At 46.2% G+C, this 12513-nt stretch carries 8 protein-coding genes; 6 read left to right on the forward strand and 2 right to left on the reverse strand.

Going from position 1 to position 12513, the window contains the following annotated elements:
• The first annotated feature begins 19 nt into the window (after positions 1–19).
• The 6 genes from L1076_RS08840 (at position 20) to L1076_RS08865 (ending at position 9679) form a co-directional block, all read left to right on the forward strand.
• Positions 20–1015, forward strand: coding sequence for an ABC transporter ATP-binding protein (locus L1076_RS08840; protein WP_042603152.1), 996 nt, complete (start codon positions 20–22; stop codon positions 1013–1015).
• Between the two features lie 72 nt (positions 1016–1087).
• Positions 1088–2827, forward strand: coding sequence for a glycoside hydrolase family 9 protein (locus L1076_RS08845; protein WP_237303516.1), 1740 nt, complete (start codon positions 1088–1090; stop codon positions 2825–2827).
• 2 nt (positions 2828–2829) lie between these two features.
• Positions 2830–3720 carry an N-acetylglucosamine kinase gene (locus tag L1076_RS08850; protein ID WP_045405523.1) on the forward strand — a complete coding sequence of 297 codons (891 nt, stop codon included), beginning with the start codon at positions 2830–2832 and terminating at the stop codon, positions 3718–3720.
• An 8-nt stretch (positions 3721–3728) separates the two neighbouring features.
• Positions 3729–5648: a family 20 glycosylhydrolase gene (locus L1076_RS08855; protein ID WP_038878942.1), complete on the forward strand. Its 1920-nt coding sequence runs from the start codon at positions 3729–3731 to the stop codon at positions 5646–5648.
• An 84-nt stretch (positions 5649–5732) separates the two neighbouring features.
• Positions 5733–8141, forward strand: coding sequence for a N,N'-diacetylchitobiose phosphorylase (locus L1076_RS08860; RefSeq protein ID WP_102388488.1), 2409 nt, complete (start codon positions 5733–5735; stop codon positions 8139–8141).
• A 125-nt stretch (positions 8142–8266) separates the two neighbouring features.
• The gene (locus L1076_RS08865) at positions 8267–9679 is read left to right on the forward strand and encodes a phosphoglucomutase/phosphomannomutase family protein (RefSeq protein WP_105068533.1); all 1413 of its coding nucleotides are present in this window, start codon (positions 8267–8269) and stop codon (positions 9677–9679) included.
• A gap of 93 nt (positions 9680–9772) precedes the next feature.
• On the opposite strand, the gene L1076_RS08870 is transcribed toward L1076_RS08865, so the two are convergent.
• Entirely contained in the window at positions 9773–10804 is a 1032-nt protein-coding gene (locus L1076_RS08870; RefSeq protein WP_237303517.1) for an ABC transporter ATP-binding protein, read from the reverse strand.
• Entirely contained in the window at positions 10804–12429 is a 1626-nt protein-coding gene (locus L1076_RS08875) for an iron ABC transporter permease (protein WP_038865820.1), read from the reverse strand. The genes L1076_RS08870 and L1076_RS08875 overlap by 1 nt, the downstream gene beginning before the upstream one ends.
• Positions 12430–12513 lie beyond the last annotated feature (84 nt).

Raw genomic sequence — 12513 nt, forward strand, 5'->3', positions numbered from 1 at the left:
AATTACACTGGAGAGAATTATGAGCAAACAATTCGGCGAACTGCTGATTGAAGGTAAAAATGTCGTTAAGGACTTCCCTTTAAACAGTAACTCAATCAAACAATCTAAGATGCGTGCAATCAACGACGTGTCTTTCAAAATGTACAAGAGCCGCGGCTTGTCAGTGGTAGGTGAATCTGGTTCAGGTAAGTCTACTACTGCAAAAATGATTGCTAAAATGTACGCACCAACCGATGGCATCATTGAATACAAAGGTCGTGATATCCAAGACATCACTTCCCGTCACGATTTGATGACTTACCGTGAAGGTGTACAAATGGTATGGCAAGACCCGTTTGGCTCGCTAAACCCTACACACAACATCTTCCACCATATTGCTCGCCCACTTCTGATCCACAAGAAGGTTTCTCCGGGCAACAAAAAAGAGTTGGAAGAGCGCGTGTACGACCTACTAGAACAAGTTGGTCTTATTCCACCAAAGGAAACTGCCCAAAAATTCCCACATCAACTCTCTGGCGGTCAACGCCAGCGTGTTAACTTGGCTCGTAACATTGCGGTTGGTGCAGAAGTGGTACTGGCTGACGAACCAACATCAATGCTTGATGTATCGATCCGTGCCGGTGTTCTTAACCTGATGGAAGAGATGAAGTTTGAGAAACAAATGTCTCTGCTTTACATCACGCACGATATCGCTACAGCGCGTTACATCGCTGAAGATCTTGCGGTTATGTATGTAGGCCACATGGTTGAATGGGGCGATACAGAGGAAATCATTCATAAACCTCAACACCCATACACACAACTACTGGTTTCTGCCGTTCCTGATCCATCAAAGTCAATCCACGAGAAGTTGAAAGGCAACAAAGGCGAAATCCCACTTTGGACGCCAGAATCAGTTGGTTGTCCATTCGCAGGACGCTGTGTTCATGCCACAGACAAATGTCGTGAGCGACTGCCTGCTGTAACTCAGCTATCTGACAACCACTTTGTTCGTTGTTACTTATTTGAAGATTAATCATAACGAGGGTCAGGTATAAATCTGGCCCCTTTTTCCCTTTATATTTTATTTTTTCCCGGAGAAACTTGAATGCTGCTACTGACTAACCACATTGGTTACGAGCGTCTGGGCCCTAAAAAAGCGATCATCCAGACAAGCCAACCACGTCTGTCTTCTTATACTGCTTTATTGGTTTGTGCGGACAGCCACCAAACTGTCGCTACGCTAACAGTGGAAAAGCAAGGCAAAGTAGCGAGCTGGCATCAAGGTCATTTCTATCTTGTAGACTTTTCTTCATTTAATACTCCTGGTAACTACTACCTTCGTTTCGATCATTTGCGTTCATCTCACTTTGAAATTGGTGAACATATTCTTCTCGATCAAACACTATCTGACGTGCTCCACTACTTTAAGTCTCAACGTTGTGGTGGCATTTTTGATCAACAAGATCGTCAGGTTCCACTGCTAAATTCCGACGAAACCGCAGATGTTCACGGCGGTTGGTATGACGCTTCAGGCGATGTCAGCAAATATCTGAGCCATTTGTCGTACGCAAACTACCTAAACCCACAGCAGACCCCTATGGTGGTGTGGAACATGTTGAAAGGTTTGTCCCTGCTAGACGGCAACGACAAACTGGCTAAATTCACTGCTACTCGCCTTATTGAAGAAGCCCTGTTCGGTGCAGACTTCCTTGTTCGTATGCAAAACGAAAAAGGCTTCTTCTACATGACCGTGTTCGACAAGTGGAGTAAAGACACAGCTCAACGTGAAATCTGCGCCTACGAAACCCAACTTGGTCATAAGTTTGATGACTACCAAGCCGGTTACCGACAAGGAGCTGGCATTAGCATTGCGGCTCTAGCTTCAGCAGCACGCCTAGAGTTTCATGGTGAATTCGACCAACAAAAATACCGTAATGCAGCAGAAAACGGCTACTGGCACTTAAAAGAGCACAACACCCAATACCTAAACGATGGTGAAGAGAACATCATCGATGAATACTGCGCATTACTTGCAGCCGTTGAGCTATTCAAGACCACCAAAGAAGCACGCTACCTAGAAGAAAGCCGCGTGTGGGCAAACCGCCTTTCTGCTCGTCAAATGAATGATGAGCACATTCAACATTTCTGGGCAGCCAATCAAGATGGCAGCCGCCCTTATTTCCATGCGGCAGAAGCAGGACTTCCTGTTATCGCGCTGTGCGAATACTTGGCGATTGAAGACGACTCTGAGCGCGCTTCAGTAGCAAAACAAATCATCATTCAAGCTTGTGAGTTTGAAGTCTCTATCACCAATAGAGTAAAGAACCCATTTGGTTACCCACGCCAATATGTAAAAGGCGTGGACGAAGCAAAACGTGATGCGTTCTTTGTGGCACACAACAATGAATCGGGTTACTGGTGGCAAGGTGAGAATGCTCGCTTAGGTTCACTCGCAACCATGGCGTATTTGGTGCAACCATTTATCGAGTCAGAAATTCTAAAGCAGCAACTTTCTAAACTCGCACAAGATTCTATCAACTGGATTGTGGGTCTGAACCCGTACGACATGTGCATGTTGGACGGTCATGGTCGTAACAATCCGGACTACCTTCCTCAATATGGTTTCTTCAATGCAAAAGGTGGCGTGTGTAACGGCATCACCGGCGGTTTCGAAGACGAGGAAGACATTGCATTTAATCCACCAGCACAGAAAGACGACATGCTTCAAAACTGGCGCTGGGGAGAACAATGGATCCCACATGGTGCGTGGTACCTACTCGCAGTAATGAGTCAGGCTCAGCACATCTCGACTTTAGCGAACTCTCAAGAAATTAAGGAGCAATAACCATGGGGATGTATTTTGTAGGTATTGACGGCGGCGGCACTTCATGTCGAGCCCGTATCAAAGACGCGCAAGGTAACTTCATTGGTGAAGCGAAAAGCGGAAGTGCAAACGTCATGCTGGGAGCGGAAGTCGCAATGGCATCCATTCTTGAATCCATCGCTTCAGCAGCGCAGCAAGGCGGCCTAACTCAGCAAGACTTTGCCTCTATGCACGTTGGATTGGCACTTGCAGGCGCTGAACATAAAACCTCTTGGCAAGCATTCATGGCTTTGGAACACCCATTTGCCAGTATGACACTCAACACTGATGCTTACGGTGCTTGTATTGGCGCGCATAGCGGTAAAGATGGCGCAATCATGATTGCTGGAACCGGTTCTTGCGGTATTTTCCTGAAAGGCCTTGAGCAGCACGTTGTTGGTGGACGTGAGTTCCCGATCTCCGACCAAGGCGGCGGCGCAGTAATGGGATTACGCCTGATTCAACAAGTCTTGCTAGCAGAAGATGGCATCCGTGAAAAAACACCTCTAGCAGCGCATGTCATGGCTCATTTTGAAAATGACATCGACAACGTAGTGGCATGGTCTAAACAAGCTCTACCTCGCGATTACGGTCAATTTTCTCCAGCAATTTTCCAACATGCAGAACAAGGTGATGCACTAGCGATTGAAATGCTTAAGCAGACCGCAGCGGATATTGAGATGTTTCTGGTTGCGTTAAACAAACGCGGGGCGACTCGTATTTGCTTAATGGGCAGTATTGCTGAACGCATCCTGCATTGGCTGTCACCGCCCGTTCAACAATGGGTGGTAGAGCCTCAATTTGATGCGATTGAAGGAGCTATTATGTTTGCTGGTAAACCAGAGCATAACCTTTACGCCGTGAGTGTTGAGTAGGAGTGAGCATGGAATATCGTGTTGATCTAGTGGTCCTTTCTGAGCAAAAACAAAACTGCCGTTTTGGGCTCACCTTTCACAATTTGAGCGACCAAGACCTAAACAATTGGAGCCTGACTTTCGCTTTCGACCGCTATATTCTTCCAGACAGCGTTTCAAATGGTCAACTGACTCAAATTGGTAGCTTTTGCACACTTAAACCGGAAGGTATGGTACTGGCTGCCAACCATCACTATTACTGTGAATTCAGTATTGGTTCAAACCCATTCCGTTATTACTCGGATGGATTTAATGAAGCTATGATTGACTTTGTCGTTGACGGAAATCCACAACGCGCACAAGTTGATGTTACTCCTATCGTTTTGGCCTCACCTTATCGCGAACGCAGTGATATTCCAGCAAGCTTAACGCATGCACAACCTTTATTACCAAAGCCCAACCATATTGAAGTGAGTGACCTGTCGTTTAGCTTCGATGAGCAAGTTGGTGTCGCGATATACACAGATTTAGCGAATTCAGCAAAAGCATGGTTGCTGGAAGAGCTTGAACGCATTCACCAATTCAAATTGTCTTCTTCTAACAGTGGGAAAATCTTATTCAAAAGTAACCCAACACTGGACGAAGGTACTTACAGACTTAAAGTATCTGAAGAGTCGATCAAGATTGAGGCAGGGTCTTCGTCTGGCTTTACCCATGCTTGTGCGACCTTATTGCAACTACTAAAACGAGACGAGAGTGCCAACACTATGGAAGTGGTGTGCTGCTCTATCAAAGACAGTCCTCGCTTTCGCTACCGTGGCATGATGTTGGACTGCGCTCGTCATTTCCACTCGGTAGAGCAAGTAAAACGCCTCATCAATTTGTTGGCACATTACAAATTCAATACCTTCCATTGGCACCTAACGGACGATGAAGGTTGGCGTATCGAGATTAAGTCCTTACCTCAACTAACAGACATTGGCGCTTGGCGTGGTATCGATGAAACCATCGAACCGCAATACACCCATTTAACTCAGCGTTACGGCGGTTTCTACACTCAAGAGCAAATTAAAGACGTGGTGGCTTTTGCAGCACAGCGTGGCATCACTATCATCCCTGAGATTGACGTTCCTGGGCATTGCCGCGCAGCAATCAAATCTCTGCCACACCTACTTGTTGAAGCGGAAGACAAAACCGAATATCGCAGCATTCAGCACTATAACGATAATGTCATCAACCCTGCTCTGCCGGGTAGTTACGAGTTTATCGACAAAGTACTTGAAGAAGTAGCAGCTCTATTCCCAGCGCCTTATGTCCATATTGGGGCAGACGAAGTTCCTAATGGCGTGTGGTCTAAGAGCCCTTCTTGCCAAGCTCTTATGGAGCAATTGGGTTATACCGATTACAAAGAGCTACAAGGGCACTTCTTACGTCATGCAGAAGACAAGCTACGAAAATTAGGCAAACGAATGGTAGGTTGGGAAGAAGCCCAACACGGCAACAAAGTGAGTAAAGATACAGTGATCTACTCATGGCTAAGCGAAGAAGCTGCATTGAACTGCGCTCGCCAAGGTTTTGATGTAGTGCTGCAACCAGCACAAACCACCTACCTCGACATGACCCAAGACTATGCACCAGAAGAGCCAGGTGTTGACTGGGCAAACCCATTGCCATTAGAGAAAGCATACAACTATGAGCCATTAGCAGAAGTCCCTGCTGATGACCCAATCAGAAAGCGCATTTGGGGCATTCAAACTGCCTTGTGGTGCGAAATCATCAACAACCCATCGCGTATGGACTACATGATTTTCCCTCGCTTAACAGCCATGGCAGAAGCATGTTGGACTGAAAAACAACACCGCGATTGGACCGACTATTTATCACGTTTGAAAGGGCACCTTCCTCTGCTTGATTTGCAGGGAGTGAATTACCGTAAACCGTGGAAGTAATACCAAGCTAGATGACAATACATCTTGCTTAAAGAATTATTAAATTTGACTGCAAACGCAGTATTGTAAAAAGGAAATACACAAATGAAATACGGCTATTTCGATAACGAGAATCGCGAATACGTCATCACTCGCCCTGACGTACCAGCGCCATGGACTAACTACCTAGGTACTGAGAAGTTCTGTACCGTTATCTCGCACAACGCAGGCGGCTACTCGTTCTATAACTCTCCAGAATACAACCGTGTTACTAAATTCCGTCCAAACGCGACATTCGATCGTCCTGGGCACTACGTTTACTTACGTGATGATGAGACAGGTGATTACTGGTCAATCTCTTGGCAACCAGTTGCAAAAAGCCTAGATGAAGCAAACTACGAAGTTCGCCATGGCTTGTCTTACTCTAAGTTCAAATGTGAATACAACGGTATTACAGCAACGAAAACCCTATTCGTACCAAAAGGCGAAGACGCTGAAGTTTGGGATGTGGTTATCAAGAACACTTCAGACAAGCCGCGCACAATCAGTGCATTCTCGTTTGTAGAATTTTCGTTCAGCCATATTCAATCAGACAACCAAAACCACCAGATGTCTCTGTACTCTGCAGGCACGTCTTACAATGAAGGTGTGATTGAATACGACTTGTACTATAACACCAACGATTTCGAAGGTTTCTACTACCTAGCTTCAACGTTTGACCCAGATTCATACGACGGCCAACGTGACAGCTTCCTAGGTCTATACCGCGACGAAGCAAACCCACTAGCAGTAGAACAAGGTAAATGTTTTAACACCGCACAAACGTGTTACAACCACTGTGGCTCTCTACACAAGCAATTTACTATCCAACCAGGTGAAGAAGTTCGTTTCGCATACATCCTAGGTATCGGTAAAGGCAACGGCGACCGCCTTCGCGCTAAATACCAAGATCTCGCTGAAGTAGACAATGCATTTGCGGGCATCAAAGCACACTGGGATGAGCGTTGTAATAAATTCCAAGTGAAATCACCAAACGAAGGTCTAGATACCATGATCAACGCTTGGACCCTATACCAAGCAGAAACTTGTGTTGTGTGGTCTCGCTTTGCTTCGTTCATCGAAGTGGGTGGTCGTACTGGTCTTGGCTACCGCGATACAGCGCAAGATGCGATTTCTGTTCCTCACGCCAACCCAGCAATGACCCGCAAGCGTCTTGTTGACCTACTTCGTGGCCAAGTGAAAGCAGGTTACGGTCTGCACCTGTTCGATCCAGACTGGTTCGATCCTGAGAAAGCTGATGTTAAGCCATCTAAATCTCCAACCGTCGTTCCAACGCCTTCTGATGAAGACAAGATCCACGGCATCGAAGACACGTGTTCAGATGATCACCTATGGCTAGTTCCAACCATCTGTAAGTACGTGATGGAAACGGGTGAGCACAGTTTCTTTGACGAAGTGATCCCTTACGCAGACGGCGGTGATGCAACCGTTTATGACCACATGAAAGCAGCGCTAGACTTCTCGGCTGAATACGTCGGTCAAACCGGTATCTGTAAAGGTCTGCGCGCAGACTGGAACGACTGTCTGAACCTAGGTGGTGGTGAATCTTCAATGGTGTCGTTCCTACATTTCTGGGCACTGCAAGAGTTCATTGACCTAGCGAAATACCTAGGTAAAGAAGCGGATGTTGAGAAATACACAGTTATGGCAGCAAACGTTCGTGAAGCGTGTGAAACACACCTTTGGGACGACGAAGGCGGTTGGTACATCCGTGGTCTGACGAAGAATGGTGACAAGATCGGTACAGCGCAACAAGCGGAAGGCCGAGTGCACCTTGAGTCAAACACTCTAGCAGTACTTTCTGGTGCGGTTTCTCAAGAGCGCGGTGAAAAAGCGATGGACGCAGTCGATGAGAACCTGTTCTCTGAGTACGGCCTGCATCTAAACTCACCATCATTTGCAACGCCGAACGATGACATCGGTTTCGTGACTCGTGTTTACCAAGGCGTAAAAGAGAACGGTGCAATCTTCTCGCATCCAAACCCATGGGCTTGGGTAGCTGAAGCGAAACTGGGTCGTGGTGATCGTGCAATGAAATTCTACGATGCACTTAACCCATACAACCAGAACGACATCATCGAAAAACGTATTGCAGAACCTTACTCATACGTGCAGTTCATCATGGGTCGTGACCACCAAGACCACGGTCGTGCAAACCACCCATGGTTAACAGGTACATCTGGCTGGGCATACTTCGCAGTTACCAACTTTATCCTTGGTGTGCGAACAGGCTTTGATGGTCTGACTATCGATCCATGTATCCCAACGAACTGGCCAGGCTTCGAAGTGACTCGCCAATGGCTAGGTGCAACGTACAACATCAAAGTCGTTAACCCAGACTCAGTAAGCAAAGGCGTTAAGTCGATTACTGTGAACGGTGAAGCAGTAAATGGTGCCTCTGTACCAGTTCAAGCGGAAGGTTCAGTAAACGAAGTTATCGTTACTCTAGGTTAATCATCTCTTAGGGGAGAGCTTCTCCCCTTTTGATTTATCCGATGCACTTGAATTCGATAAGTGCATCGGTTCGCTAGCAAAGATTTAAGAAGCGGTGGGACGCCGCTCTTATCGAGGATCGAATCATGATCAAATTTGGTACAGGCGGCTGGCGTGCATTTATCGGTGAGGAGTTCACTAAAGATAATGTACGTTTGGTTGCTCAAGCAGTCGCAAACATTACCAACGCTGAGTCCGTTGCTGATCGCGGCTTTATTATCGGTTATGACCGCCGTTTTCTTTCTGATAAAGCTGGTCGCTGGTTTGCTGAAGTTTTGGCGGCAAATGGCATCGTAGTTAGCTTTATCGATAAGTTCGTGCCTACGCCTATCGTGATGTTTAAAGCAAAAGAGATGGGCTGTGCATACTCTGCGTGTATTACAGCCTCACACAACCCTGCGGATTATAACGGCATCAAAGTCTTCATCGAAGGTGGGCGTGATGCCGATGAAATCATCACAGAAAAAATTGAGTCTCAAATCGCAACGCTTACAGCACAAGATGTGAAAAGCGTCGATTTTGATCAGGCAGTACAAGACAAACTGATTGATATTATTAACCCGATGAACGAGTTCGTCGATTCGATCATCGACTTTATCGACATTGAAGCCATCAAAAAAGCGAACCTTCGCGTTTTGGTCGACCCGATGTTTGGTGTTGCTAAAAATGCGCTGCAAACCGTATTGATTAATGGCCGCTGTGAAGTAGACGTAATCAACGACGGTAAGAACCCTGACTTTGGCGGCTTAATGCCATCACCAAGTGCAGCAACCCTTTACCGCTTGATGCACCTTGTCGAGCAAGAAGGCTATGACATCGGTATTGGTACCGATGGTGATGCGGACCGTCTTGGTATTATCGACGAGAAAGGCAACTTTATTCACCCGAATGAAGTGCTACTACTGCTTTACTACTACTTGCTCGAATACAAAGGTTGGACCGGTTCAGTAGTGCGTAATATCGCAACAACACACTTGTTAGACAAAGTTGCGGAAGACCACGGTGAGAAGTGCTTTGAAGTACCTGTAGGCTTTAAGCACATCAGCTCTCAAATGGAAGCTGACGACTCACTAATTGGCGGTGAAAGCTCTGGCGGCTTAACTATTCGTGGCCATATTAAAGGCAAAGATGGTGTATTTGCATCAAGCCTATTAGTAGAAATGATTTCAGTCACTGGTAAGAAACTGTCTGAGTTACTGGATGAAATCTACGGCAAATACGGATATGCCTACATGGCAGAAGGCGATTGCAAGTTCAAACCAGCGCAAAAAGACGTACTGTTCAACAAGATTTATGTTGAGAAGCAGTTGCCTGAGTTTGAATTTGAAATCGAGAAAGTCAGCTACGAAGACGGTGCGAAAGTGTACTTCAAGAACGGCGGTTGGATTATTGCTCGCTTCTCAGGTACTGAGCCACTACTACGAATTTTTGCAGAAATGCAAGATAAGGACACTGCAGAACGTGTTCTTCAACAGTTTAAGGACTTCTTGTCTTTATAACTGAACCTTGTGCTCGCTTTGAGCACAATCCTATAGGTGAAGAACACTTGCCCGGCATCAGCGCCGGGCCTTTTTATTTTATAGATGTAAACATTACGCGAAAGCTAATACACCTTGGGTTTCAACTTTTACTATCACACTATCCCCGACATTCAACGCCTGAGCTGAAGTAGCCAACAGTCGGTCACCATTGACATCTATCACGTAGCGACAGTGATCCCCCATAAAGTGCTGTTCAAGTACTTTGATTGCACTCTCTTCATCCGCAGTAATTTGAACATGTTGAGGACGAAGCAGTAATGCACACTCATCATCTACTTGGATTTCCTGCTGAGCATTGGCTTCCACCACACCTAGGTGGGTTTGATATTCATTGTCGGAAATTCTCTTCGCAACAAGGTAGCTACCACCACCTAAGAAGTCCGCAACAAATTTGCTCGAAGGCTGGTAGTAAAGTTCAGATGCCGTGCCGTACTGCTCAATCACACCATGGTTCATCACGGCCATCTTATCGGCAAAAGCAAACGCTTCTTCACGGCTATGGGTGACAAAGATCGCAGTAACTCCCTGTTCTTTGAAGATTTTACGGATCTCACGGATCAGTTCATGACGAACTTGGGTATCAATATTGGAAAACGGTTCATCCAACAACAGAAGGTCTGGCTTGTAAGCCAATGAACGAGCAATCGCCACACGTTGCTGCTGGCCGCCAGAAAGCTGGTGAGGATAACGGTCACAGTAACCTTTAAGGTGAACCAAGCCGAGCATTTCTTCGACTTTAATCAGCTTTTGCTGCGCCGACTCGTTCTTCAAACCAAAAGCAATGTTCTCAGCGACTGTCAGGTGCGGGAACAAAGCGTAATCTTGGAAGATCATACCGATATTACGCTGCTCTGGTGGTAGCCAGTTTTTACCGTCATCAATCGTAAGACAGTTCAAACTCATTTGACCTGAACTCAAAGGAAGCAGGCCAGCAATCGCTTTCAAAAGCGTTGTCTTACCGCAGCCACTCGCGCCAAGTAGGCAGACAATCTGCCCTTGCTCAACTTCGAGAGAAAGTGATTCAAGGACAGTCTGATCGTCATACTGACAAGTTAGGTTTTTAATCGATAATGCGCAGCTCATCAGTGACTTTGCTCCAGTGAACGGTTAACAACAACAAGCGGGATCAACCCAACGAGAACCAGTAATACAGCCGGAAGTGCGGCAAGCTCTAAATGCTCATCCGAAGCGAAGTTGTATACATACGTCGCTAAGGTTTCAAAGTTAAATGGTCGTAATAGTAATGCAGCATTGAGCTCTTTCATTGACTCAATAAACACCAACAAACCAGCAATTAGGGCACCACGTTTAACCAACGGGAAATGCACTCGCCAAAGCATGGTATTTGGCGTACAGCCCATGGTACGGGAAGCCATATCCAACGATGGAGAGATCTTATTTAAGTTACTTTCCACACTGCCAATTGCAACAGCCGAGAAACGTACCACCATCGCGAAAATCAGCGCAAACATAGAACCAGAGAAAATAAGCCCAGGTCTACCCCATTCCATCGCTTTCGCAATATCGTTAACACGATGATCCATAAACAACACAGCAACCATCACACCTATAGCCAGTACCGTACCGGGGACGGCATAGCCCAACGAAGACAAACGCATAAACGCCAAGCTAGAGCGGCCGCCATTTACGCGTTGACTGAAGTTCACAGTCAACGCAATCGCAACACCAATGATTGCAGCCACGACTGACACCACCAAACTGTTCCATGCGTATTCACGAAACTCCGGCGTCCAACTTTGTGCAAAGTAAGTGATGGCGTAATCAATTAACTGTAGCAATGGGAAGATAAACGCGATTGCCACCAAGCCCCAACACCAAATTAATGCGCCCCACTTTCGCCAACCTCGTAGCTCATAACGGAAGTCTTCATGGCTATTAAACTGACTTTGGAACAGCTTCTGCTTACGACGACTGTAGCGCTCTGCACTCAATAACAACACTACAATCATCAACATCATTGCTGAGATTTTCGCGGCTGCATTGAGGTTCGAATACCCAAGCCAAGTATCGTAAACCGCCGTAGTAAGCGTGTTCACAGCAAAATAGCTGACGGTTCCGAAGTCACCGATGGTTTCCATCGCTACCAGAGACAAACCAACAGCGATAGAGGGTCTTACAAGCGGTAAAGAGATACGCCAAAAGCTTTCCCAAGGGGAACATTTTAACAAGCGAGCACTCTGCAGTAGAGAAACGTTCTGCTCCATAAATGCAGCACGACAAAGCAAGTAAACGTATGGGTAAAGAACAAGAGAAAGAACGAAAGTCGCACCACCTAAGGTACGAATATCAGGGAACCAATATTCACCCGGCCCCCATCCCGTTATATCACGTAAGAAGATTTGAATTGGCCCAGCAAAATCGAACCAGTCCGTAAAAATGTAACCAATGATATAACCCGGCATCGCAAGTGGTAGAACTAAGGCCCACTGCAACCACTTCTCAGTTGGCAATTTACACATCGCCATAAACCAAGCACTTGGAATACCGAGAATCAAAGAAAGGAGCATCACACCAGCAGTCAAAACTACGGTGTTATAGATGTAGGTAGGCATGACCGTCGACATCAAGTGTGTGAACAGGTCATCCGTTTCGCCAATGGCGGTATAGAAGATCGCTAAGATCGGCAAAACCAGTAACAAGGTGATAGCCCCACTACTGGTTTTCCATAGAGAATGTTTATTCTTCATTGCCTAAATACTGCAAGGCTGTATGAAATACAAATGCAGCTGCAAATACATCTCATATCCTTTAATTAAATGGGGGTACAGTTA

The sequence above is a fragment of the Vibrio sp. MMG023 genome, from assembly GCF_021654215.1.
In the GTDB taxonomy this organism is placed as follows: Bacteria; Pseudomonadota; Gammaproteobacteria; order Enterobacterales; family Vibrionaceae; genus Vibrio; species Vibrio jasicida.

Excerpts from the sequence above, each read along its gene's own strand:
- L1076_RS08855 (WP_038878942.1), top strand. The coding sequence starts at position 3,729 with ATGGAATATCGTGTTGATCTAGTGGTCCTTTCTGAGCAAAAACAAAAC.
- L1076_RS08875 (WP_038865820.1), bottom strand. The coding sequence starts at position 12,429 with ATGAAGAATAAACATTCTCTATGGAAAACCAGTAGTGGGGCTATCACC.
- L1076_RS08860 (WP_102388488.1), top strand. The coding sequence starts at position 5,733 with ATGAAATACGGCTATTTCGATAACGAGAATCGCGAATACGTCATCACT.
- L1076_RS08840 (WP_042603152.1), top strand. The coding sequence starts at position 20 with ATGAGCAAACAATTCGGCGAACTGCTGATTGAAGGTAAAAATGTCGTT.
- L1076_RS08845 (WP_237303516.1), top strand. The coding sequence starts at position 1,088 with ATGCTGCTACTGACTAACCACATTGGTTACGAGCGTCTGGGCCCTAAA.
- L1076_RS08865 (WP_105068533.1), top strand. The coding sequence starts at position 8,267 with ATGATCAAATTTGGTACAGGCGGCTGGCGTGCATTTATCGGTGAGGAG.
- L1076_RS08850 (WP_045405523.1), top strand. The coding sequence starts at position 2,830 with ATGGGGATGTATTTTGTAGGTATTGACGGCGGCGGCACTTCATGTCGA.
- L1076_RS08870 (WP_237303517.1), bottom strand. The coding sequence starts at position 10,804 with ATGAGCTGCGCATTATCGATTAAAAACCTAACTTGTCAGTATGACGAT.